The sequence below is a fragment of the Rhodopirellula sp. J20-39 genome, assembly GCF_057365095.1.
Map to the genome: position 1 here is coordinate 1,520,699 of NZ_CP195123.1, position 25,323 is coordinate 1,546,021.

The 25,323-nt window shown below is 53.2% G+C and carries 18 protein-coding genes; 11 read left to right on the forward strand and 7 right to left on the reverse strand.

Features of this window, described 5'->3' with window-relative positions:
* Positions 1-14: 14 nt before the first annotated feature.
* From ACR3ZL_RS05545 to ACR3ZL_RS05555, 3 genes are all read right to left on the reverse strand, one after another.
* Entirely contained in the window at positions 15-656 is a 642-nt protein-coding gene (locus ACR3ZL_RS05545; RefSeq protein WP_473648882.1) for a DUF3467 domain-containing protein, read from the reverse strand.
* A 169-nt stretch (positions 657-825) separates the two neighbouring features.
* Positions 826-2,412: an anthranilate synthase component I family protein gene (locus tag ACR3ZL_RS05550; RefSeq protein ID WP_473648881.1), complete on the reverse strand. Its 1,587-nt coding sequence runs from the start codon at positions 2,410-2,412 to the stop codon at positions 826-828.
* Positions 2,413-2,541: 129 nt separating this feature from the next.
* Complete coding sequence (locus ACR3ZL_RS05555; RefSeq protein WP_473648880.1) at positions 2,542-3,192, reverse strand: class I SAM-dependent methyltransferase; 651 nt, start codon at positions 3,190-3,192, stop codon at positions 2,542-2,544.
* A 605-nt stretch (positions 3,193-3,797) separates the two neighbouring features.
* Between ACR3ZL_RS05555 and ACR3ZL_RS05560 the strand changes: the two genes are divergently transcribed.
* The 3 genes from ACR3ZL_RS05560 to ACR3ZL_RS05570 all read left to right on the forward strand — a co-directional run bounded on the left by ACR3ZL_RS05560 (position 3,798) and on the right by ACR3ZL_RS05570 (position 7,705).
* Positions 3,798-5,339, forward strand: a complete 1,542-nt coding sequence (locus ACR3ZL_RS05560) for a Gfo/Idh/MocA family protein (RefSeq protein ID WP_473648879.1) — start codon at positions 3,798-3,800, stop codon at positions 5,337-5,339.
* A complete protein-coding gene (gene mtnA / locus ACR3ZL_RS05565) occupies positions 5,339-6,430 on the forward strand; it encodes an S-methyl-5-thioribose-1-phosphate isomerase (protein ID WP_486173261.1) in 1,092 nt (363 codons plus the stop codon). Before ACR3ZL_RS05560 ends, mtnA begins: the two co-directional genes overlap by 1 nt.
* Positions 6,431-6,520: 90 nt before the next feature.
* Entirely contained in the window at positions 6,521-7,705 is a 1,185-nt protein-coding gene (locus ACR3ZL_RS05570) for a hypothetical protein (RefSeq protein ID WP_473648877.1), read from the forward strand.
* A gap of 150 nt (positions 7,706-7,855) precedes the next feature.
* On the opposite strand, the gene ACR3ZL_RS05575 is transcribed toward ACR3ZL_RS05570, so the two are convergent.
* The 4 genes from ACR3ZL_RS05575 to ACR3ZL_RS05590 all read right to left on the reverse strand — a co-directional run bounded on the left by ACR3ZL_RS05575 (position 7,856) and on the right by ACR3ZL_RS05590 (position 14,073).
* Positions 7,856-9,037: an endonuclease/exonuclease/phosphatase family protein gene (locus ACR3ZL_RS05575; protein ID WP_473648876.1), complete on the reverse strand. Its 1,182-nt coding sequence runs from the start codon at positions 9,035-9,037 to the stop codon at positions 7,856-7,858.
* A 245-nt stretch (positions 9,038-9,282) separates the two neighbouring features.
* Complete coding sequence (locus ACR3ZL_RS05580) at positions 9,283-11,019, reverse strand: putative bifunctional diguanylate cyclase/phosphodiesterase (protein WP_473648875.1); 1,737 nt, start codon at positions 11,017-11,019, stop codon at positions 9,283-9,285.
* A 53-nt stretch (positions 11,020-11,072) separates the two neighbouring features.
* Entirely contained in the window at positions 11,073-12,266 is a 1,194-nt protein-coding gene (locus ACR3ZL_RS05585) for an FIST signal transduction protein (RefSeq protein WP_473648874.1), read from the reverse strand.
* A 478-nt stretch (positions 12,267-12,744) separates the two neighbouring features.
* Entirely contained in the window at positions 12,745-14,073 is a 1,329-nt protein-coding gene (locus ACR3ZL_RS05590) for a right-handed parallel beta-helix repeat-containing protein (RefSeq protein WP_486173262.1), read from the reverse strand.
* 452 nt (positions 14,074-14,525) lie between these two features.
* Here ACR3ZL_RS05590 and ACR3ZL_RS05595 point away from each other — a divergent pair, with 452 nt between their 5' ends.
* The 8 genes from ACR3ZL_RS05595 (at position 14,526) to ACR3ZL_RS05630 (ending at position 25,222) form a co-directional block, all read left to right on the forward strand.
* Positions 14,526-15,065 carry a sigma-70 family RNA polymerase sigma factor gene (locus tag ACR3ZL_RS05595; RefSeq protein WP_473648872.1) on the forward strand — a complete coding sequence of 180 codons (540 nt, stop codon included), beginning with the start codon at positions 14,526-14,528 and terminating at the stop codon, positions 15,063-15,065.
* Positions 15,062-16,504, forward strand: coding sequence for a FecR domain-containing protein (locus ACR3ZL_RS05600; protein ID WP_473648871.1), 1,443 nt, complete (start codon positions 15,062-15,064; stop codon positions 16,502-16,504). The genes ACR3ZL_RS05595 and ACR3ZL_RS05600 overlap by 4 nt, the downstream gene beginning before the upstream one ends.
* Before the next feature lie 283 nt (positions 16,505-16,787).
* Complete coding sequence (locus ACR3ZL_RS05605) at positions 16,788-17,951, forward strand: DUF1559 family PulG-like putative transporter (RefSeq protein WP_473648870.1); 1,164 nt, start codon at positions 16,788-16,790, stop codon at positions 17,949-17,951.
* A gap of 87 nt (positions 17,952-18,038) precedes the next feature.
* On the forward strand, positions 18,039-18,227 hold the full coding sequence (locus ACR3ZL_RS05610; RefSeq protein ID WP_473648869.1) for a hypothetical protein: 189 nt from the start codon (positions 18,039-18,041) through the stop codon (positions 18,225-18,227).
* 322 nt (positions 18,228-18,549) lie between these two features.
* Positions 18,550-20,145, forward strand: a complete 1,596-nt coding sequence (locus ACR3ZL_RS05615) for a rhamnogalacturonan acetylesterase (protein ID WP_473648868.1) — start codon at positions 18,550-18,552, stop codon at positions 20,143-20,145.
* A 127-nt stretch (positions 20,146-20,272) separates the two neighbouring features.
* Positions 20,273-22,948, forward strand: coding sequence for a glycosyl hydrolase (locus ACR3ZL_RS05620; RefSeq protein WP_486173263.1), 2,676 nt, complete (start codon positions 20,273-20,275; stop codon positions 22,946-22,948).
* Positions 22,949-23,310: 362 nt separating this feature from the next.
* Positions 23,311-24,396, forward strand: coding sequence for a DUF6807 domain-containing protein (locus tag ACR3ZL_RS05625; protein WP_473648866.1), 1,086 nt, complete (start codon positions 23,311-23,313; stop codon positions 24,394-24,396).
* Positions 24,389-25,222, forward strand: coding sequence for a sugar phosphate isomerase/epimerase family protein (locus ACR3ZL_RS05630; protein WP_473648865.1), 834 nt, complete (start codon positions 24,389-24,391; stop codon positions 25,220-25,222). The genes ACR3ZL_RS05625 and ACR3ZL_RS05630 overlap by 8 nt, the downstream gene beginning before the upstream one ends.
* Positions 25,223-25,323 lie beyond the last annotated feature (101 nt).

Consider the following 25,323-nt stretch of genomic DNA (forward strand, 5'->3'; position numbering starts at 1 on the left):
ACGAACCAGTGGTCTTAAGCGGGGTCCGTCGGCGGTTGTGGCGGACCGTTCGTTGGCGGCCCTTGTTTGCGATCCTGGAGTTGCTTGACGGCTCCTTTGAGCGACTCGAGAAGGCGAGGTACTTGTCCCGACGCCAGGAATACGCGGGCACTGACCGCGGACTGGGGGAAAAAACTGGTCAGGAAGTCCAGGCCAAACTCGGTTGCACCGTGGCCGATCATAACTCCGTTAGCGTAAACCCCGCTAAGAACTTCATCGGGCAGCTTCAAGTCGTCGTAAATCTCTTGCGGACTGGGGCGGCGAGCGTCCGGGTTGGGATTTGTTGGCGGAGCTTGGGGATCGCCAAATCGTCCGCGATAGATATCCAGGTTCTTTTGTAGTGCATCGACGAACTGCGGCATCACCGGATGTGGGATGACCACTCGTGTGGCAACGCGATGCGGCCGACCGATCGTTTGCAGGAAGTCGATAATGAACTCACTGGGGCCCGTCATCACAATCGCACCTGTGCTGAAGCAACCATCGGCCACCTTATCGGGCACCCGAGCTCGCAACGCAGGATTTTCCTGCTGAGGTGTTTCGCCAGAAGGATCCGGCTGCCCTGAATCAGGTTGCCCTGGATCTGGTTGTTCAGGAAACGGTGGTTCTGACGTCATGGCAGTCTCTATGATTCTTCGAGTAAACGTTGCACGAGGATGCAGGCTCCTACGCTACCTGAGAATAGGCTTGAAAAGTAGCAGGCTGCAAGGATCCGATGTTGCCAGTGGAACCGTGACCCAAACCGAATGAATGGATTAGACGAGCGTCTTATTGGCCCAATAGATTTCAGACGTCGGCCCCGGCCTTGCGATGATCATCGCCGCTGGTTTGCGTGATCGCTTCGATCATGCTGGCTGCTTTCGTCCAGGTCTCTTCCGTTTCCCGATGCGGGTCACTGCGAGCGGTGATCCCACCGCCTACCGGGAACTCCCACACCGATCCTGGATTAGTAGCATTCGTGGACGGTAGTGCGTTCGCCGATTGAATGGGTTGAGCTTCGGCTGGCGAAGGTTTGGGGCGTTGGGTCACAGTGCGAATCAGAATATTGAAATCTGCCGAACCGCTCAGGCTGACATATCCCATCGATCCGCAGTAAGGACCGCGCGGTGAGCCTTCGAGTTCGGCGATTGTCTTCATCGCTTCGATCTTGGGTGCCCCCGTAATGCTTCCTCCAGGAAAGCAGGCTGCCAGAAGGTCAGCGATGCCGACATCGTCGCGAAGCGTGCCACGTACAGTGGAAACAAGGTGTTGAACCCGTTGGTATTTTTCCAATTCGCACAGCCCCGTTACCTCCACGCTTGCGTCTTGGCAAACTCGCGAAAGGTCGTTCCTCATCAAGTCCACGATCATCGTGTTCTCGGCACGGTCCTTTTCGCTGCGCAAAAGCGTTTCGCCAAGTCGCTTGTCTTCGGTCTCATCGCCAGTTCGTGGAACGGTTCCCTTGATCGGGCGTGTGACGACTTGATTGTCACGCACCTGCAAGAAGCCTTCGGGTGACGAACTCAGTACCTGATAACGGCCGGCGTCGAAGTAGCCCGCGTACGGTGCTGGGTTGCTTGCCCGTAAACGCCGGTAGAGTTGCGTGGCCGAGCAGGTGCTCGGGTGGCTTAGGGTCTGGGCCAAGTTGACCTGAAATGAATCCCCCGCTCGGATGCGGCGAACAACTTCCGCGACGGCGGCTTGGTAGGATTCGTCAGTGAAATTGCTTGTGACAGCGAAGTCGTTGGTTGCTGATGTTTCCGTGTGTTCGGCGGTATTGGCTTGGGGATTTTTCGTTTGAGTCCTTTTGAGTAGTCGCTGCACTTCGTCAGCACGGCGATTGGCTCGCTCAACGTCGATTTCGAAGAGTTCATTCAGGCCTGTGCTGAGAAGCCAGGCACCTTTGCGTTGATGATCGACCGCAATCGTCCAGTCGTACAAGCCAATCGCCATACCGGCCATGTGATCTGTCGTTTGCCACCCTGGCGTTGTTGGCGTCGGGCGAAGTGTGGGCTCCAGCCACCACGACGATTCGTAAGCCAGGACTCCGACGATTCCCCCGCAAAAGGGCGGAAGTGGATCCTGAGTATCATCGACGACCGAAGATTCGGAAGCACTGTGGGCTGAAAAATCAGTCGCGCATCGTTGCAGTTGATGACACCACTGCGTGAACACAGGCCACGGGTCGGGGGCGTCCATGCTGGCTTCGCACCACGCCACTGGATCGGCGGTTAAAAAAGAATACCGACCGCGATCGCATTCGTGATCCGAAGCTGCGTCGAGCCAGGCACAGTGCGGCAGTGCCGACAGTTTATCGAAACACTCGGTCAGGTCCGTCGATACATCCAATCGGCGGACGACTGGTACGCGAAGGTTGGTTAATGAAGATGACAAAGGGGACTCGCGCTTAATCAAGACCAACCGGCCGGCGTCACATTGTTGTAACCACACCTGCTGCCGCCCGCAAACATCCAGCATATCTCGAGAATTGAGAATTCGGTAGACGATCGCTTATGGGTTGAATCAAGCAGGCTTTTGCGCGAGCACGGCCGACACGGGCATCGTCCAGATTTCCATGCGGGTTTCTTGCTGGACAGCGAAACCGGCGTCGTTCAATAAGGCGGCAGCGTCAATCGGTCGGCAATCCACAATGTGCGGGAAGTGTCGATGCATCCACTGGTAGGTCTTTTCCAGCACGCTTTCCTTTTGATCGTCAACGACTGTCGACATGGAAACGTTGGCAATGTAGCCACCCGGTTTTAAGACTCGCAGCGTTTCAATAAGGACATTGTCCGCGTCACTGGGCTCGAACAATTCCAACGTGAAGCTCATGAAGACCGCGTCAAAGGAATCGTCTTCGTAGTCGAGTTCCACCGCATCACCAACGCTTAACGTGACACGTGACGACAAATTCAGGTTGGCCAGCTTTTGGTGTGCGACGTTTTGCATTCCCGGTGAAACGTCCACGCCGCATACATGACCGCTGTCGCCGACCGCATGAGCAAGCGTGACAAGGCTATTGCCGGTACCAAATCCGATCTCCAGTACTCGCCAACTGGGACGTGCGTTCAGCAGGGCTAGCCCTGTTTCTCTCGCCGCGTGTTCATTGGAATCTGCAATCGCATCGTACGCTGTTGAAATTCGATCGTAGAAATGTTGGTTCGTTTGGTGCATGACAACATCGAAGAAAGTGGTGTGGCAGGCTATTCCATAACGTACACCAACTGGTAAACGCCATTGGGTTGCGAAGTTGCACACGCTCAAGATATCAGCACTTGGGCAGGCGGTGGGCGGTTTGGTTCCAGTTCATTTCCTTGATCACTATGCATTCTCTTTTTCACCTTGTTGAAATCGGTGCTCGGCAGCAATCTGTCGCAAAAGAGAACTCAATGGCCAACGGTGACCGTCTCGCTGGTTGCGGGTGCGAATCGTGGCCGTCCCGGTCCAAAGGCAATGGGATTGGATTGGAAGCCCCGATCCCTCGTTTCGCGTTGCCTGGTGAATTCAGCCTGGTGAGATCTTCATTTCATTTTCGCGAACCGCCCGTTCGATCGGGTGCGTAGTGCGGTTCATTCACTGATCTTTCGGTCGAGCAGCCCCGTTTTGTCATCTAGTCATGCAATAGGGCATGAGAACTGGCCTGTTCACCCGGTGGCGGGGGTGCGCCTTTTTGTGGTCGCGCAATGTCCTGTTTGGTTGGAATCCCGTCATTGTTGGCATAGAATGCCAGCCCCGTGTCCCCCACGGCTTTTTGTACTCCTACACCTGGTTATCTCTCCATGAAATCAATTAATCGTCGTCAGTTTGGTTTGTCAGCTTCCGCGTTGGCGGTTTCCGTTGGAGTTCACACCAGTTCCGCTTCGGCTCAAACGGATGCCCCGAGCGAATCATTGGGCGTCGCCATCTGTGGCGTCAATGGACGTGGAATGGCGCACGTGGGCGGTTTCAATCATGATCCTCGCACCAAGATCAACGTGTTGGTGGATATCGATGAAGCAGTTGGTGAAAAGAAGGCCGAACAGGTCGCCAAAGTCCAAGGTTCGCGGCCACGAGTGGTGCGTGATGTTCGCGATGTGCTTGATTCCGATGATGTTCAGATTCTGACTTGTGCGACACCCAATCACTGGCACGCTCTGATAGGCGTGTGGGCCATGCAGGCGGGGAAAGATATTTATCTTGAAAAGCCGATTAGCCACAACATTCACGAAGGCCGTGCCTTGGTGGCGGCGGCAAAAAAGTATGGCCGTATGCTGCAAACCGGAACCCAGTGCCGCAGCAGCGTCGGGATTCGCGAGACGATGGACTACATCGCCTCGGGCGGCATCGGCGAAGTGAAGCTTGCACGCGGTCTGTGTTACAAGCGGCGTAAGTCGATTGGGCCGCTGGGCGACTATGCGATTCCGGATTCGGTTGATTTTGATCTATGGAGTGGTCCAGCAACGCTGACCGATCCCAAGTTGACCCGTCAACGATTCCACTACGATTGGCACTGGCAACGTCATTACGGCAACGGTGATTCGGGAAACCAAGGGCCGCACCAAACCGACGTTGCTCGTTGGGGCCTGCAATTGGATCGTCATCCTAACGCGATCCTGACCTATGCCGGACGATTGGGATATCAAGCCGAACGCAAAGATCCGAACTACGTTGATGCTGGTGACACCGCCAACACTCAAGTTTCAATTTATGACTATGGCGACAAGACCATCGTGTTTGAAACGCGAGGCTTAAGCGTTGACAACTCTGGCGACGATGAAATCAATGCGTTGTTCGGATCCAAGAAGGGCAACAAGATCGGTGTCGTATTCTACGGGACAGAAGGGTACGCCGTTCAAGGACCAAATTACGCGACCGGACGAATCTTCGATCGCAACATGGAGTTGGTCAAAACGTTCCAGCACAATTCGAAAGAAAGTGGCGAACTGAACAACGTTCATATGAGCAACTTCATCGACGCGGTTGTCTCTCGGGATGCATCGATGCTCAACGCGGATGCTCGTTGCGGGCATCTCTCCGCTGCGATCGCTCACCTGGGCAATACGTCCTATTACATGGGTGAACAGAACCGAGTCGAGCCATCCGCGATTGAAGCGGCCGTTGGCTCGTTTGCATCTCAGGACGACGATTCCGAAACGCTGCGTCGCACGCTGCAGCACTTACGTGATAACGGTGTGGATCCGGCAACTGAGCAGCTGTCCCTTGGACCCGCGTTGCGATTTGATCCGGACGCCGAGGTCTATGTCGACAACGTTGATGCAAACGCATGGCTGGGCCGAGAATATCGCAAGGGTTTTGAAGTCCCATCAGCGGAAGAAGTTTAATGTCAGCTTCAACTTTTCAGGTCGCCGAAGCAGCGGAAACGATTCGGTATCGACGAAGTGATGGAATTCATTCAGTCGCGGTCGATTTGCTGGATCAAACGCTGCTTCCTGAAACGTTAAGCCGGTTAGTTTGTGAAACGCCTGAGCAATTGCACGATGCGATTCGGCGGTTGGTGGTGCGTGGCGCGCCGGCGATCGGGATCGCCGCTGCCTACGGGGTTACGTTGACCAAGATCGACCCTCGCGCTGATGCGACCGCAGTGCGTAGCCGCTTTATCAAGACGATCGAATACTTGGCGACCAGTCGTCCCACGGCGGTAAACTTGTTTTGGGCGCTCGATCGAATGAAGGCGATCGTGCAATCGGTCCAGGATGCGGACATCGCGTCGCTGCCGGATCGGTTGGCTGACGAAGCGATTCGAATTCATCAAGACGATCGCGAGATGTGCCGATCGATCGGCCGTAACGGTGCTGCTTACCTGCAAGATTGCCAGAACGTGTTAACGCACTGCAATGCTGGCGGACTGGCAACATCGACTTTCGGGACTGCTTTAGCGCCGATTTATCATTTGCACGAAAATGGCACGACGTTACATGTCTTTGCCGATGAAACTCGGCCGTTATTGCAGGGAGCGAGATTGACGGCCTGGGAATTGTCGCAGGCCGGAATCCCTGTCACGGTTTGCACCGATTCGATGGCCGGCGGACTGATGAAAGCGGGTAAGGTCGATGCGGTGATCGTGGGGGCGGACCGCATCGCAGCCAATGGAGATGCTGCCAACAAAATTGGGACTTACCCCTTAGCCGTGTTGGCTCGCTATCACAACATTCCGTTTTATGTGGCCGCGCCGACAAACACTTTTGACATGGCTTTGGCTTCGGGTGATTTGATTCCGATCGAACAGCGAGATCCGGCGGAAGTGACCCAGCCCGGTGGTCCGTCAGGTCGCACGACCGTGCCAGCTTCCGCGTCGGTGACCAATCCTGCGTTTGATGTGACTCCGGCGGAGTTGATTACAGCGATCATTACTGAACGCGGAGTAATCCCGTCACCAAGTGATGCCAGTGTCGCTGAGGTCGTGCAGGGGTAATTCATACGCGATCGTCTTGCTTGCGGTCGTTGCCAGGAAAATAAGTTGCTTGATCGAAGTTGGTTTCTCGATTGATGAGGCGATCGTTGCGTGTCCGCAGGTCAAAATCCCGAGTCGGTCAGACGGCTGCATCGCTGTAAGGCGATGGGATTGAACGTCGCGGATTCACTCGCTTCCGGGGCTTTAGCTTCCACTGCAACGTTATCGAATGAGGCCGCGAGTCTTCACGCCGCAATTAATCACGCTGGAAAGCTAGTCAGTGTTGTGTCGAGTCGTTTAGGGCATGATGCCAATCGGCATCGCCAAATGGCTCGTTATCTGACCGCTTCCTTGCAAGCGTGTCGGGAAGAGGGGGCCACGTTGCTGGTCGCCGACGGTACCGCAATTTGCGATTGGGCGAAACAAGCTGCGAGTGTGTTTGGAGTTCCAATCATCGTGTTATCGGACTCGCCGGATCGCGATGCGAGGCTGATCGCGATTGCCGATCGTGTGGATGCGGTCCATGTTCGATCCAACGGGAAGGTCATGCGGTTGCTGCGTCAGCGGATGGAACTGAATGACGGTTGGGTCCACGTCGCAATCGATTCGGTTACTCGCAGTTTGTTGAGCTGCGGCGCGGTCGGGCGCTACCTACCCAAGGAAGACCTTGAATCGGATGAGCAGCAAGAGACGGTTTGTTTGGGGCTCGGCGAGGTAGATTGGTCAGAGTATCTCGTTCACTGCACGCGGGCGGTCAATGGCCCTTGGCCGGGACAGTCGGCTTCGCAGTACCGCGCCGACATGTTGTTGGGCGACCGAGACGCTGCTTCACGAGATACGCTGGCAACACTACTTCATATCTTGCGGCAACGACGACTGATCGCGGGTGCGCGAACATCGAAACAGGACAGTCCCGTTGTTTGTTTTTCAGCGGTGCCTTTGCCCGAACTGTTGGCTCGGCGTGCCTATCGAAGTCATCTTCACCGGTGGGACTACGAACCGTTTGGCATCGCGGTTAATCGCGAGGCTGCAGAAGGACAGGGGATTTCGCCCGTTGTCTATGGAGATAAGAAGACCGCTGCGGCGATGCCAGACCAACAACGGTATCGATATCAAGCCGTTGGGAAAACGGAAGATTGGACGGCGGAGCGAGAGTACCGAGGGCTTGGTGACGTGGATCTGGCTGTCTATGAGAGCAGACAGGTGTTGGTCTTTGTGCCTGACAGTTCGGCGGCAAATAGGGTGGCCCCGCTTGCCGAACGAGCGGGATGGAGAACTGTGATCACGCAATCCTAGCAATGGTCGAAAACGAAGTAGGTTGCGTGCAGCGTTTGGCATGCAGTGCGCAAGCGGTTGGCAACGAGTTGACTTCGTGCCCCGTTTGTTCTTCCCGGAAAGCAATGCATCGCAGCGATCAGGCGAGGCCGAACTAAGGCGATTCTTGTTTTAGAACGCTCGCGGAGCTTCATGGACGCTGAACTCAGCCCACACGGGAAGATGGTCACTGATTTCGACCGCCGAAGCGGTATCGATTTGGAAGAAGGATTCCAGGTCCATCACACCACTACGTCGAACGTATTCCGTGGTGACTCGACTATCGATCATGATGTGATCGTAGGTCTTGGTTTTGCGAGTATTGGTGGGAACGTCGCCGACAAGGGAAACGATACCAGGAATCGCGCCGAGTTCCTTCAAGCCGCCGACATCAACGTTGAGGTCACCCAAAAGAATGTAGTCGTCTTCACCGGCGACTTCGTACTCGAAGTTGCGAACGCTTTGAAACACATCGTCCAAGACATTCAGTTCATTCTCAGGCGTGTCGCCGCGAACTTCATCCGGATCGGTGTGGACGTTGATCATCGTGAATCGGAATGGAACTCGCGATTCAGCAGGCGCGAAGATGGTTTGGAAGCTAGCGACCATCGGCTGACGATGCATGCGATCAGCACTGTCATCGATGACGTAATTGGATTCAGGGATCAGAGCGATTCGTGTTCGGTCCCAGAAATATCCATAACATTCGGTTTGTGATGAGCGACCCAGTGGTGGTCCGTGGATGCCTTGGTAACGACCACCCCGACGTTCGATCGCTTGGGTGAGGCGTTCGATTGGCAGGTCGGGATTACCGCGAATTTCTTGAACCGCAACCACATCGAATTGCAAGAAAATCTGCGCCAGTTTGTCCATCACTTCAGCGTTGCTGGATTTCTTATCACCAAACATTTGAATGTTGAACGTGGCAATGCGAATCGTGGTGGGCGACTTATTTGACGAACCGGCGGCAAGTGAACCCGGCGCAGTGGTCGTCAGACTGACTGGCGAAATTGGGGTTCCGTTTGGTGTGTTGGCGGGGGCGCGGGCGGATGTGTACCCAGTTGGACGCAAGGGAGAGCCTGCATTTCCAACGGATTCTGCAATCGGATCTTCGTAAACGGGAGGCTCGGTGCCACGCAGAGAATCGAGAGTGGGCAAGTCAACTTGGCCAGTCAGGATCGCAATGACCGCACCAAAGACGCCGGTGACTGTTAGACCTGGCGTGAACCAGCGCAGCAACGATTTCAAACCGCTGCTCCGTCGCCGCGTGCTACGCTTCTTTCCCCAAATGATGGACCACAACCACTTGATCACGTTGGCTTCCCTGCCGTGGTGGATTCGTTGACTAGGACGATTCAGTCACCCATCCATCGCGTCACGATGAAAAGGCGAAGTTCGACAATCCGTTTCCTCCTGAAATGGATCGCAAAGACGTCAAACTCGACTCCTGTCGAGGTACACGCCGACGCACAATGGCGACAACGCTACGGTATGGGGACTACGAAATTGCTGAGCTCCAACGCAAGCCGAAAAAATGGGTGCCACGCTAGGAGTGCTAACTACCGAACATAGGAGGGGAAATCCAGCAACGCAGGTGAATTTTTCTGAGGTAGCTGCGCGATGACATCGACGTAGGAATGCGACACCTGCAGTGCCGCTGCCTCGTGTTCGTTCATGGGGTGAGTGAACAAAAAGCCTTGAATCAGGTGACAACCGAGACGGTTAACGAGCTCGAGTTGTTCCAGCGTTTCGACGCCTTCGGTAACCACCTTCACGTTGAGTGCTTCGGCCATCGCGATGATCGACCGAATGAGTTCGATGTGTTCGGGATTAGAACGGACATCGCGAATGAACGCCCGGTCGATCTTAATGCCATCGATTGGGTACTTGGCTAGGTAGCTCAGAGACGAGTAGCCGGTTCCAAAGTCATCAATGAATATTTCGAATCCTAACTCGCTGAGTTCGTTGATTTGACGACTGACAATTTCGGAATCTTCTAACAAATGAGATTCGGTCACTTCCAAGACTACATGACGTGGGGTCAAACCAGTTTTGTCGAGCGTCGTCAACAAGAATGGAATCAGGTCGGAGCGAACCAATTGTCCGCTGGCCAAATTAACGTTGATCTTTTGTCCATCGCGTGCGACCTGGTCTTCGATCCAAGTGGCGAAAACGCAGCAAGTCTTCTTGAAAACAATTCGATCGATCGCGGTAACGAGACCGCGTTCTTCGGCCAGCGGAATGAACTTAGCTGGGGAAATAACACCCTTGGTCGGATGGATCCAGCGGACAAGCGATTCCGTTGAAAAGAGGTTCTGTTGTTGGAGATCAACGATAGGTTCAAAGTTGACGACGAACTGTTCCTCATTGATTGCCGTTTCTAGTTCTCGTTCCAGTTCCAGCAGATCGAGGTAGTCCTGACGCATGGCGTCGTCGAACAAATAGAACGGCAGATTGGATTCCTTAGCGCGGTACATTGCTAAGTCCGCATCGCCCAACATGACCTCGGCGGCCTCGTACGCTGCATGGTCGACGACAAATCCCACGCTAGCGGATAGGGAGATTTTCAAGTCGCGGACGTGGAACGGCGCTTGGAAGGCGTCGCCAATGCGTTTCGCGATGGCAATACTATCGTCTGTATTTTTGACGGTCGTTAGCAACGAAAACTCGTCACCACCCAATCTTGCTAAGCAGTCGTTCTTGCCGATTAGCCGCGACAGGCGATTGGATACCTGTATCAACACCTCGTCTCCGACGGCATGCCCGTGGGTATCGTTGATCTGCTTAAATCGGTCGAAGTCGATAAAATAGAGTGCGAGGCTCTTTCGCAGTGCCGGCTTCGGTTTGGAAGAGAGTCTTGTGTTGACGACTCGTAGAAAATGGGTCCGATTGTGAATCCCGGTCAGCCCGTCGTGCGTCGCATCGTATTCCAGACGTTTGTTGATTTGTTCCAGTTCGAAATGAGCAGATTCAAGGTCTGTTGTTCGTTCCTTGACCAACCCTTCGAGTTCTTCTTGATGAGCTTTGCTTTGTGAAAGCCGCAGGTTGGATTCTGCTCGCAGTTCTTCGTACAACGCGCGCATCTCTTGCGAAGACCGCGCGACGGAATCTTCGAGAATTAGCCGGTTGTCTTGGTGTTCCACGAAAGCCAGATTGACTCGTTTCAAGAAGTCCTGCCAACGCGCAAGTGTCGGCGGTTCGTCGGTTTGTACACCGGAACGTCGAATGATTCGATTGAGTTTGCGATGCAGGATCGCATCAAGGGATGCAGCCTGACCGGTGGTGTCGTTTTCCACTGCCCTATTGGTCTCCCCGATGGCCCAGGCGACGCCCATCTCGTCGATGATTTCTAACGTTCACGAATGATCGCGATGGTCATGGTTTGGTTGTGGATTTGTGGATAGCCTGAGGTCGTGGTCGATATTTCACCATAGGCGTACATGCCGACCTGTTTGATATCCTTGCCGAGCAATTCGCGTAGTAGCCGAGGTTCTTCGTTGGTTTGATCAGCCAAGATCTCGCCACGACCTGAGCAGCTAATGCTGATGCAAAGGGAGCCTTCGTTGACACCGAGTGTCTGCATCCGGATCCGGTCGACCGCCTCATCGACGCCGTCAAGAATGTCTTCGCGAGTCGTGGTCATGAACTGGATCCCGATTCCTTGGGGTGCGTCACCGGCCAAATGAATGGCGCCGGTAGACTCGTCGAAACCCATTACGTCTCGGACGACTTCATGCAGGTCCATCTTCAGTGCGATGGGGAATCGGATTACGGATTGTGGAAGGCCGGCGATGGCGTCCGGACCGATGTGTTCTTTGTAGACATCTAAAGCGGGGCGGCCACCGATCTCGAAAATCGTTTTGTGGCTGGTGCGAGTCGCTGTGCGTTCTTCGCCGATCATTTTCCAGCCACCGCCAGTCGCGCAGGCAAGCTCGACTTTCTCGCCAATCAAGCCGATCGCGCAGGCCATCCCGTGAACTGATTGCCCATCTCGGTAGATCCACGTGTGTTCCATGCGTTGGTCGCTCGCCATGCCTCCGGCGATGGGAATGTTCGGGGCCAAAACGTCCTGAATTCCACGTACTAAATCGGTTGCTTCGGTTAGCAAGCCGTCTGCGAACAAGAGGACGCCACTGAGATGTTCGTCCGCAATTCCTTCGGCCAAGCTGATTCCGGCTTGCCGAGATTGGTCGAAGTGTTCGACCGAAGCGAATGCCGTTTTGATGGTCGTGTTGCGGAAACGAATGATTCCAACAGATATCGATTCGGTTTGCAGATCGCCTTCGAAGACCTGTCCACGCGTGCCGCAACCTACAACTGCCGAGTTGGGAAAGGCGTTCTGAATTTCTAGAAGGGGGCCTTGATGGGTGCAAAATTCACAAGCTGCAAAGACTAGCACCAAAGTGCTTGCGGAATCGACCTGCGGGAACGGCGTCGACCAACCTCGCAATGAATCGTAGGAAAGCGAGTATGTTTCGGTTTGCTCGGGAAATCTTGCAAACGGCTCGTTCGCCACAAACGCTTCGGTGTTGCATCTTGTCATTAAGGGGCCCCTTCTTGGTAGTGATCAACCAAAAATTAGGTTTGTCTGCGTGGCTAACGCTAAGAAAACGCTTCATGCAGATAAGGCAGACCCTTCTCCAGACGCCTCCGTTTCGATTCGCACGGTTATACGGATTGCCATGGACATGCGGTTGTCCAAGCCGTCTTTATAGGGGCGAACGCTATGTTCGGTGCGGCGGTGATCCTTCCTGTTCAATAAGACGAAGCGATGATTTCAAATAGCGGATCGACGGGTAATTGAGTGGCTGCGGCAATGGAAGTTGCAGGGGCGAGATCACGTAATATGAACCAGAACGCTCGATAGACAGAAGCGGGAAGAACACTCCGGTGGCCGATTCACCTTCTCATCGTGTGGTGACTGGACCAGTCAGATTGTTTTCGCCGTACCGGTAACGCAGTATTGCATTGGGTAGGTGATCAGCGAGAAAGTTTGAGAAGTGTGGCTAGCCGATTTTGGGCTATTGCCGAAGGACGCTTGGCTCAGTGTCAGCGCCCATCCCGGTTAGTGGGCTGCCTTCGACAGGACGCAAGAAACGAATGGCTGGTAAGTTGCCGTCGGAATCCCGAGCAGCTTTCAGTTCGTCCGTGTTCAAGCTGACGAAGTCAGAGTCCTGGAGCGATACTTGGTTTTCGAACGAGTTGTTTGAAAGCTGGCTTAGGTCGAAGTTCAGATTCGAAATCAGTCGTTTGGATTGATAGCTCAAGTTCTTTTCTAGGCGATGCCCGTAGCCATCAACATCGGTGCGGTTGTCCGCGAGTCGGCCGAGCATATTGAAGTTGATGCCATTCTTGTAAGCTGTGTTGGAAAACCAGTCGTTGCCGCCGGGATGGTGGTTGGCATAGAAGCCCGAGTTCTTGTTTCTGTAAGCGATGCAGTTTCGAATCGTGTGTCGTGGAATCGGACTTGGTAAACGATGGGCCGGTGTGCTTGCGAAGCCACCGATCTTAAAGCCGTTGCCGTCGGCGAGACGTTCGCCGTCGGCCGAGTAACCATTTTGAAACGCCCAGCAATTTTCAAATGTGATCGACTCGCTCGCATTGATGCAGTCGAAACCGTCGTCGCTATTGAGCCATGCTCGGCACCCGCGAAACACGTTTCCGGTACTACCCGGCGTGGGGTGACCCCCGAATCCATCCACGTTGCCGCCCTTTCCATTCTCAGACGTGAAGTCCCAATTGTTCCATGCGTCGCAGTTCAGGAACAGATTGTCAGAACCGCCAACGGTGTAGATTCCAATGGCTTGACCATCATGCATGGACAGTCGCTCATAAACGTTGTGGCTACCTTCGTTGTGGAAGCAGATTGATTGGGTGTGCCCTTTCATCGTGACCTGGACTCCGGTTACTTCGAGACCAACAAGTTGGATCCAAGAACCGGTGACATAAAACGCGTCGACACGTTTTCCCACCGGTTGAAAAGCTGAGCAGTCGAAGACTGGTTGTTCGTTAGGGTAGTTCCGGTAAGTAATCGGCTGGCCGGGTTCTCCGCTGCGATCTAACCGTGTGATTGCAGCGATGTGGCGTACTCTTCGCATGCGGACGCCAGTATCCATGTGATAGATACCGCCGCGAATCAAAACCGTGTCGCCAGGTGACACCACTTCTTGGGCTCGCTTGATTGACGCAAACGGTGCGTTGATTGATCCCGCTGATTCGTCATCGCCCATCGGGGAGACATGCCAGGTTGCGGCAGAAACCGAATTCAAAGGTTCAGTGTTTAGAGTGGCCAACGAGAGATACTGGCAAATGGCCAGAAATAAGATGGTGTAGCAGTTCGGAAATGTCATGGTTTGCCGCTTTTGAATGACGTGAGCACCAAAATGGTCGACGCAGTTTGAAGCGAGAAAAACGCCGGGATCGTCGTGGAAGTAGGAAGGTCTTTTCACCGCGTTTTCTGCCCCGACCGGATCGAACGGTTGGCAGCTCTACCGTAGCCACGACAACGCTAAGCGAAAACGGGAATTGAATTCGGATTCTTGGTTTTTGAAGCGAAATCAAAATTCTCAACTAATTGCCAGAATCCGCGATAGATTTTTGCGTTTTGCGGGGATAGCCAATGAACGGAATCTAGGTCTGTCAAAGCGACTCATTGGAAGGCCGAGTTCTAGGCGTTAAGCCTTTGCAGTGATCAAGAACGGTACAATTCAGGTTGATGGTCCTGGTTGCGCTCCTTCATAGAGAGTGACTAATTCGCCCGTTGTTGCCATGCAAATCGTCGATTCGCGTACCCGAACGAAGAATGAACTCACCTCCCTTGAAAGACCCGCAACAAGAATTTGTGGAACAGTTTACGGCGAACCAAAGAAGGATTCTTGGGTTTGTCGTTTCGATTTCACCTAATTGGGGTGAGGTGGATGAAATTTTTCAACGGGTAAGTGTTGTGTTGTGGCAAAAGTGGTCGGACTACGATCGAGATCGCGATTTTGCGACTTGGGCTTTCGGCATCGCTCGTCTTGAAGTGTTGAAGTTCATCACCGAGCGAAGTCGGCGGAAGGAGGTGTTTGACGACGAAGTCATGAACACGCTTCAGGCCAGGACATTGGAGGTGTCGGGGGAATTGGATCAGAGGATGTTGGCGTTGGAGGGGTGTATGGAAAAGCTTCCTGAGGAACAGCGGGCAATTGTCCGGCGATGTTACTCGGGAACACAGAAAATTAAGGACATCGCCGCGGCGACCGGAACAAAGGCTCACAACTTGTATTTAAGACTGCAGCGAACCCGCAAGATACTCCATGAGTGTGTTGACAAAACCATCGCAGAAGACGGAACCGACCAATGAAACATGAGCCTTTCCAAGCATTCGGTGGCATGTGCCAAGATCCTTCCGTTCGCAAGCTTGTCGATGCTTGTTGTGATGGGCTCGCCACGGTCGAGCAGAGGTCGGAATTGGGGCGGCTTATTCAAAGCTCGCTGGAGGTGCGTGACTACTACATCGCTCATTCGACGCTAAATAGCCAGCTGTTGACGTATGCGGACATTCCGGTCGAGTTGCCGGAAGAATCAATGCAAAAGGATACCGCCTCGGTCGGACAGTCCGGTTCGGATGAGGGTGTCAGACGTGTTGCAGTTTCGAGCCCCGTATCGACATCAGGAGGTTTTCCGCATGCGAAACTGTGGGCAATCGCAGCTTCAATCGCTTTGGTGATTGTTGGTGGGAGTACTTATTACGAGATGCGGTCAGCCGATCGGCCAGTTGTCATAGGTGAAATGCGGTTGGTGAACAACGACGCTGCATCGGTAGGGGACGCTTCCATGACGCCAGTCACACAACGGCAGCGAGTGGAGTTTCGTGAAGGAGAGTGTGTGGTCGCTCTCAAAAATGGAGTCAAGCTTTCGCTGGCAGGGCCGGCGAGTTTTGACGTCGTCGATGCGATGCGTTTTCATCTTCGCTGGGGGCGAATGACCGCGGAAGTGCCTGAGGAAGCGAAAGGCTTTAGCGTGTCGACGCGGCACTCGGAAGTCATCGATCACGGGACGCGTTTCGGAATTTCGGTGACGTCCGAAGGCAGCACCGATGTGGCGGTGTTTGAAGGTGAAGTCGATGTGGTTTCGGTAGCGCAGCAGCGTCAACTGTCCGTCGGGAAGGCGGTTTCGGTGAGTCGCCGAGGATTGATGTCGCGGATGTCGGTTGTTAAACCCGACTCGTTCGAAACATCGTTGGTATCGCTCGGTCCATCGGGCCCCCTGGTGACTTCGGTGAAAGACAATATTCGATCGTGCAATGAGTTTGGGTACTACCGAATCGTCAATCAAGGATTTGGTGAAGATCAGCCTGCGTATGTCGACCGGGTGCATCAATGGAACGGTATTGGTGGCGAGGGGCTTCCCAAGGAGTTGATTGGTGCTGACTACATCATGCCATTTAATGAAGACAAGTACGTTCAGCAGATTGAAGTCACGGTAACACTGGCTCGGCAGGCTGATATATATGTGTTGCTAGATGAACGGGTGTCTGTTCCGGATTGGCTTTCCGAAGATTACGTCCAAACCGAAATGCTTGTGGGGATGGATGAAGGTGAGCGTCCCGGAAGACCGGAAGATTTGCGAACCCTTGGTGAAGGTGCTGGTAATTCGATCGACTATTCGTTTTCGGTTTGGAAGCGGAAACTGCCTGCTGTAGGCGAGGTGACGTTGGGTGGCTTGAGCAATGAGCATCTCTATCTGTCGATGTACGGCATTTTGGCAATCCCAACGCCCGTTTTGCCGCCTGCGATTTAGTCCCTCTAGGGGTTTGAGGTGCTATGTGCTGCCTCGGGTTGCTCTTGTAAGTCTCTTGCTATGTGCTTTTCGGTTTGCCTTCTTGTGATCGGGTGAAGCAGTTGGTAACTAGAGATGTTTTAGGCTTTCGCTTGGTTGCGAGAACGCGATACAGAACGCGGAGCCGCTTCAGGAAGAAACTACGAATAAATCGAAATTGATTCGATAGATTCGGGGATCGAGTGGGGAAGCCTTACATACAAGGAATTCTATCCCCTCAAATCTCGATACTGGAGCTTATGTGATGAGAGAAGCAAATTTGACTCGGCGAGCGTTTACGCTGGTTGAGCTGCTCGTCGTTATCGCCATCATTGGCGTGCTTGTTGGTTTATTGTTGCCCGCTGTGCAAGCTGCCCGCGAAGCGGCTCGCCGAATGAGTTGTAGCAACAACTTCAAGCAAATCGGTCTTGCGATGCACAATTACCACAGTGCATACAATCGCCTTCCGAAACAGATGGGCGGTTCGTATGCGTTGACTTCGGACGCGGACGACAGTAATGGCAACGACTTAAGCTGGATTCCTGGTTTGCTTCCGTTCATGGAGCAGCAGGCATTGTGGGAAGCGATCGCGAATCCTTACGGCGAAAATCGAGATGGCACGCCGCGGACTCCACCCTACCCAGCGATGGGGCCAACTCCGGTGCAGACGAACTATGTTCCGTGGCTGACTCAGGTTCCTGGGCTGCGTTGTCCAAGTGATCCGACAGTCAAGATTGACACTGAGACCGCCTATACCAACTACGCTGCATGCCAAGGTGACACGATTCACGAGCACTCCTACGGCGGTGTCGGGGCGAACGGGGTGCCGGATACATCAACGGGTGGTTCCACTTGGAGCGAAGCTTACTTGAAGCCTTTGGATCGCGGATTCTTCTTTCCCCGTCATACGACCAAATTCCGCGATGTGTTGGATGGACTTTCCAACACGATTGCCGCCGGTGAAATTGTCGTCGGTAACGGTCAGGGCGAAGTTCACAGCCATATGCATATCGAAGGAAACGTGCACCGATTCCCACCTAAGAATTGGGACGATAAACGCGATAGTGATCGACCCACCTTTTGGGGAGCCGGTGCCACGATCCGTGGTAAACGCGGGACCAACTGGGCCCTCGGGCGACCATTCGAAACTGGGTTCACCACGACCGTTTCGCCGAACGGGGCTTGCGTCGGGAAGTACCCCGATAGCCGTGGCTATTACTCCGCAGCAAGTCGCCACCAAGGCGGTTGCCATGTGTTGATGGGTGATGGTGCGATCAAGTTCATCACTGACTCAATCGAGGCGGGCGACCAAATTGGGACGATTGCTTACAGCTCGGCAAACTACAAGCCGGGGCACATCAGTCCGTTTGGATTGTGGGGTTCTTTGGGGACAAAGAACACTAAGGAAACCATTCAAGGTCTCGAGTAAGACTTGATGGTTTGATGACTTGTTGCATCTAGTCACGGGTTTTGTGGCTAGATGCTTCTTTTTTGTTCACTCGAAAACTTTTTGAAAATGATGACTAAACAAACCAATCTTTTGAATGCTCTCTTGTTATTCATCCTCGTTACGCCGACTTTTCTAACGATCGGGTGTGGCAATTCATCTGGTCCGGCTGAATTGAAAACGTACCCCGCCGTGACCCCAGAAGAAGAGTTGGTAATCCAGGAGGCCAAAGAGAGTTTGCGCCGTGACGAGCACTAGCATGTGTTCGTGGTTGTTTGTCCGGTGATTGCCTTGGGGTGGTTGAGTTGATGATGTGCATCACGTACTGCAGCGGGCGGTTCCCGGTGAGCCATTCACTGCATTCGTCGTGCGGGAACATTCAAGCACGTTGGCTTACCGGAATGCTCCGGTGCTAGGGTAATTCTGTTTGGTGTTATTAATGTGGTTCATCATGGGTCAGGTCAGTCGTCGTTCGCTAGCTAAACCGAGAATGCGCTCAAACGGTTTTCGTTTAGTCGCATTGGTGTTTTTGCTTATTGGGTTTGCGAATGAGGGGCTTATAAGAGCTGAATTGCGTTCGTTGCCTGAGCCTGTAAACGCTGAATTACCTAGTTTGGTTCTGATCGGGGATTCGACCGTTCGCAATGGCGATGGGACTGGCGGGAACGGTCAATGGGGTTGGGGAGATCCAGCGCAAACGCTGTTTGACTTATCCAGGATCAATGTCGTAAACCGAGCCGTCGGAGGGTTGAGTAGCCGAACCTATTTGACCGCCGGTTACTGGGAAAGCACGAAGGCGCATCTGAAACCTGGCGACTTCATGATCATGCAGTTTGGACACAACGATGCCGCTGCGTTAAACGATGATCAGCGAGCACGTGGAACCATTCGCGGTGGTGGTGATGAGTCCGAAGACATCATAAACCTGTTGACTGGTGAGGCCGAAACGGTACACACCTATGGTTGGTATCTTCGACACTACATTCGCGAAGCCCGAGAATTGGGTGTCTATCCAATCGTGTGTTCTCCGGTCCCTCGTAAATCTTGGACCGACGGTAGAGTGAATCGTGCTACCGAAAGTTATGGTCGGTGGGCACGAGAGGCCGCCGAGGCGGAACAGGTTCCATTCGTTGATCTCAACGATATTGTTGCGGGCCGCTACGAAGAACTCGGTCCAGCCAAAGTGGATGGATTGTTTGCCGACAAACATACTCATACAACGCGTCAAGGTGCCCAACTCAATGCGGTGGCGGTGGTTTCAGGACTTCACGCACTCTCGCTAGTCTCGTTGACTGAATTTCTTTCCCCTGCAGGCAAGGAAATACCAGACGCGAAAAGTAGCCAAGTCTTCGTGCCTGATTTTTGTCCCGACCTGTCGGGTGGTCTGGAACAATCATCTGCGAGCGACAAAGCAGACCTTCCTGCTTTGTTCCTCATTGGCGATTCGACGGTACGCAACGGTCATCAGAATGGAGTTGGTTGGGGTGAGCGGATCGGAGCGTACTTAGATGAAGACAAAGTGAGGGTCTGCAACCGAGCCATGGGCGGAAGAAGCACAAGATCCTTCATGCGTGAGAAACGTTGGCAAGACTTGAGCAACCAACTACGCCAAGGCGACATCGTTATTATGCAGTTTGGTCACAATGATGGTGGAGTCATCGGCGATCCCCGTTTTAAACGCCGATCGTCTTTGCCCGGTGTTGATGAAGACGTGCGAGATGTGGTGTTTGATGACGGATCGGAAGAAATTGTTCACTCTTATGGATGGTATCTCAAGAAGTTTTGCGACGATACGATTCGTAAAGGTGCGGTGCCGATCGTTTGCTCGCCGGTCCCGCATAAAGACAATTGGCGACAAGGTCGTTTTGCACCAGACTTTCCACACCATCGAGTTTGGTGTCGGTTGGTTGCGGAGGCTACCGGAGCTTGCTTCGTTGATTTAACTACCATCGTCGGAGACCGTTATCAGCAACTCGGTGAGGCAAAAGTCGACACACTTTTCGCGGATGCCCGAACACATACAAACTCGGACGGTGCGATCGTGAACGCGGAATGTGTCATTTCGGCGATCCGGTCTTTACCGTCTCATCCGCTTGATCGCTATTTGTCAGAGGCTGGTCTTGCAGTCAAGCCAAGCGGGAACGACGTTGCGTTCGCTCCTGTCAATACAAAGTAGTAGGCCGACGCTTCCTCGGATGAGCGTGAGTCGCTTGTGAGAAATTGAAGTATTTTAAGTAACTTGGACTAACCGCGTGATACGACTGCACTCACTCTTTCTTATCTTAGTGGTAAGTCATTTTCCGATGGCGGAACCGCTGTGGGGACAGTCGGTTCAGCCTGAAACGACAACGTCTTGGACAACGACAGCGTCTTGGACACTGCCCAATGAATTCATTTCTTCGAACGGTGAAGCTGTACCGGGTGGTGTCGAAGAAAGTCCGTGGCCAGCAACGACGTCAACGTCACGACCGGGAGCGATTTGGTGGTGGCCTGGCAGCGCGGTAACCAAGGACGATTTAACTTGGAACTTGCAAACCTACCATGATGCGGGTTGGGGCAGTCTTGGGATTGTTGGAATCTATGGCGTGCGTGGGGAAGAAGATCGTACGATCGAGCTGTTCACGCCGCGATGGTTTGAAATGTACGACCACACGATCGATGAAGCGAAACGGCTGGGGATGAACATCGACCTCACGCCTGGTGGCGGCTGGCGTTGGGGTGGACCGCATGTGATCGAGCAATACGCCGAACAATCTTATGCCGTAACCGATGCAGGGATTGTTGTTCAAACCAAACGGGACAAAGTGAAGCGGGCTGGGCCCGGCAGCGCAGGTCTGACGGTCAATCCTTTTTCGAAAGCCGCCGTGGCGTTCCATCTCAATTGGTTTGAGGAGCTATTGTCGGCAAAAGGGCTGTCGTCAACCCAAGGGCATCATGCTCCCCGAGCGTTCTATTACGACTCGTTCGAAAACACGGGCGATTGGTGTCCCGAGTTATTGGACGCTTTCGAGGAGCAGCACGGATATTCCTTGGAAAAGCATGCTGAGGCCTTGGCGGGTCGGGCTGATACCGAACAGTCGCGGCGGGTCGTCGCTGATTACCGTTCGACTTTGTCGAGCTTGCTGATTGATCGCGTCGATCAAATCCGAGATTGGGGTGTCAAACAAGGTAGCCGTTTGCGAATGCAGGCCCATGGATCGCCAGCAAATTTGTTGGATATGTATGCTGCTGGCGGCATTCCCGAGACCGAGGTTTTCGGTGCGTCGAAGTTCGATATCCCGAACTTTCGCCGTGATCCTAAGTGGATCCGAAACGATCAGCAAAGCGATCTTGTCAATCGCTTCGCCTCTTCGGCAGCCCATGTGGCTGGGCACCCGTTGGTAACGTCAGAAAGTTTTACCTGGTTGCGAAATCACTTCCACACATCGTTGTCACAGATAAAAGCGGAAACCGACAAACTGCTGATCAATGGAATCAACGGTATCTACTATCATGGTGCATGCTTTTCGCCGGCGAAAACGGCTTGGCCGGGGTGGCTCTTCTACGCATCGACACAGGTGAATCCTCGCAATTCGATCTTCCGCGATGTACCGGTTCTAAATGCGTACATCACGCGTTGCCAAAGTGTCCTTCAGGAAGGGAAGCCTTCCGGGGATGTGTTGTTGTATTGGCCAATTCATGACTTGTGGATGAACGGTGGAACGGGGTCTCAAAGGTATACCGTGCATCATCCCGATTGGATCGAACAGACCGCTTGTGGCGAAGCGGGACGGCATATGATTGGGCGTGGTTACGCCTTCGATTTCATATCCGACAAGCAGTTGCTTGGTACGACAGTCGAAAACAATCGACTTCGCACTTTGGGCGGCGTTTCTTACGAAACGATTCTAATCCCGGACGCCAAGTATTTACCCATCGAGACACTCCAGCAGTTACTGCAACTCGCTAGTCAGGGCGCAACGATATTGTTTTGGAATCAGATGCCGAGCGATGTTCCGGGGTGGGCGAGTTACCAAGAACGTCGACAGGAATTTGATGACCTAGTGAAGAGGATTGGCATTAATGACGCCGGGAAAGCAACCGTGGGTAACGGGCAAATCTTAATTGGCCAGCATCTCGATGAATTACTTAGAGTGGCTCAGGTGCCACGCGAGCCGTTGGTGGATTCAGGATTACAGTTCATTCGTCGTGAAGCGTCGGACGAAGTTAGATACTTTATTGTCAATCACACCGCACAAAAGATCGACGAGTGGCTCTCGTTAGGAAAGCCGTTTCAATCGGCCTTGATGATGGACCCAATGACCGGTCGGACTGGCATCGCTTCGGTGCGTATCGAGGAAAGCGGGAACCGCGTTCACCTACAAGTGGAACCAGGAGAGACACGTGTGTTGCGCACACGCGATACGGGGTATTTCCAAGGTGACGCCTGGAAAGCGATGTCGCCGGTCGGTGAAGGATTTGTGGTTCAAGGCGAATGGAATTTGCGGTTCGTCGAAGGTGGCCCCAATCTGCCAAAGCCAACGATGATCACCAAGCTTGAATCTTGGGCGGACTTGGATGACAAAGATGCTAAGTGTTTCGCTGGCGCCGGTCGGTACTCGATCGATATCAATGTGCCGGTGAGCGATGCTGAAGGCTGGTTGCTGGATCTTGGCGATGTTCGAGAGAGTGCACGCGTTTGGCTTGATGATCAACCGGTTGGTGCCGTCGTCGCTCATCCATTTCGAGTGGATCTAGGGAAAAACTTGAAACCAGGAACGCACAAACTCACCATTGAGGTCACGAATCTTTCGGCGAATCGAGTTCGTGACCTCGATATTCGAAACGTAAGATGGAAAAAGTTCTATGACATCAATTTTGTTGATCATCGATACAAGGCATTTGACGCTGCCGATTGGGATTGGGAGCCTTCGGGGTTACTTGGGCCAGTGAAACTAGTCCCTTATCAGTATGCGGTTGACGCACGGCGAAACGAGTGAAAAAGACGCTTTTGAGATCTGATGCAACGACTTATTCCATCGCCGTGTGCGAAGTGTGATTACCCACCAAGTTCATCGTTTGGATCACTCTGGAAAACCGGTGACGATGCATCGGATTGTTGGTAGTCTATGGATCCCGACTAACTACCCTGGCCGTTGCTTTTTGTTCAAGGCTTCTGCCAGTCCCACCTTTGTTGACGGTTCGTATGTCAACTTGAAATTCGTATGAAAAGTAGTTGCTTAGAGTAATTGGCTTAATCGGTTGGTTCACATCGTTGCAGTGGTTGCCGTTGCTTTGTGCTGACGAAGACATGCCAATATTCTCTGAACGCTATTCCCACCTTTTGAACTTGAGACACCTCATGAAAATCTATTTTGCCGTTGTCCACGCCATTTGTTTTTGCATTGCTGCGGCAAATGTTGGAGCCGAGCAGGAATTGCTTTCTTCGGTTGTTCGAAGCGACATGTCGGTCGGATTCGCCGTGTCTGAAAGTAGCGACGGTTTGACGATCACGGTGGATGGAAAGCTATTTGCGAAATATGTTATTGACCAAGCCAATAAGCCTTACCTATGGCCGATTCATGGTCCGACAGGTAAGGCGATGACTCGAGCCTATCCAATGCAAACGCTCGAAAGCGAAGGTCGCCAGCAACGTGATCACCCGCACCATCGCGGGCTACTTTTCGGTCATGAAAACATCGGGAAGAAATCGGGATCGGAGTTTACCGGTGGTGACACGTGGCACGAACGAGCCACATTCGAAGGACGTGCACAGAATCCTAAGACGGCTAACGAAGGAATGCGTCAGTTGGCCAACCTTGCCAGTATCGTGCATCGCGAGTTCACTGAAATCAAAGCATCCGAAGATCAGGCGGTCGTTGCAGAGAACTGCGATTACATCGACTCAGACGGAAAACGTTTTCTTACCGAACATCGTCGTATGGTGTTCTTTGTCACAAGTGATGCTCACCTGATCGACTTTCACCAAGTGTTCACTGCAAGTGATGGTGAAGTGGTGCTTGATGATCGGAAGGACGCAGGTCTGAGCATTCGAGTTCCCGTGACAATGGCGGTCCAAAGTGATAAGGGCGGGCATGTGATTAATAGTGATGGGCTTGCTGACGGTGAGGCGTGGAGCCAACCGGCAAAATGGTGTGACTACCACGGTCCTGTTGATGGTGAACATCTTGGGATCGCGATCTTGAATCACCCTACAAGCTATCGTTTCCCAACCCGCTGGCACGTTCGAGAATATGGTTTGTTTGCTGCGAACCCATTCGCTCAGCGGGCCTTCAGCGGTAGCCTTCCGGACGGAACCACAACACTTCAAGATGGCGAGCAGATCACGTTGAAACACCGTTTCGTATTTCACGAAGGCGATGCTACTCAAGGCGGGATTGAACAGGCTTGGCAATCGTACGCAAAGGAAGGAAGTGCAGATGAATAAAACGAGCAATGCAGAGCACTCCGCAACACGGCAATTCAAGATCGGTGTTTCGGATTTTTCGACCAGTGAACCGCTGCAGAATGCAGAGCGGATCATTGCCAGTGGGATGGAGTTCATCGAACCGGGGCTAGCGAAAATCGCAGCCATGTCGGAAGCTGATTTCAATGCGGCCGCGGATCGGATTCAGGCGGCCGGAATAAGCGTTTTGTCGGCGAACTGGTTTCTTCCACCTGATTTGAAAGTCACCGGACCCAACGTCGATCACGCCAAGTCGAAACAGTTTTTGGAGCACGCTCTTTCACGAGCGGTTCGACTAGGGGCTCGAGCGGTGGTGTTTGGAAGCCCTGGATCCCGGTCATTGCCCGAAGGGTTTAGTGAGGAAGAGGGCCGGCGACAAATGGTTGAGTTTTGTCACTTATGTTCAGATGTGATTCGTGATCATGGCTGGGATCTAAAGATCGCTGTTGAACACGTTAATCATACTGAGACCAACTTCATCAATACCTTTCGCCAAGCGTTGTCAGTGGTGCGAGAGGTGGATCGGCCGGAAATTGGACTGGCGGCAGACTTCTATCATTTTGCGATGGAGGACGAGGCTACCGAAATCATGTTGGATGCAGGTGACCTGATTTGCGCAGTGCAATTGGCTAATCCAGAAGGCCGATGTTTTCCGCGATTAGGCGATGAGATTCCAGGCCTCGATATCTTTTTTCAGCACCTAGTGGAAATCGGCTATTCCGGTGGCGTCTCGGTCGAGGCAACTGTTGGTAACCTAGAATCCGACTGTAAAAGCTCAGCCGACCTCATTAAAACGATGGTCAAATAGCGTCGGGACAACGTCGCGTTGCGGCTTACGTCTTTTGCAGGAATCTTCAGTCCAGCGGGATGACTTGCTCAGATCTAGCCGTCAAAACGGTCGAGCCAACC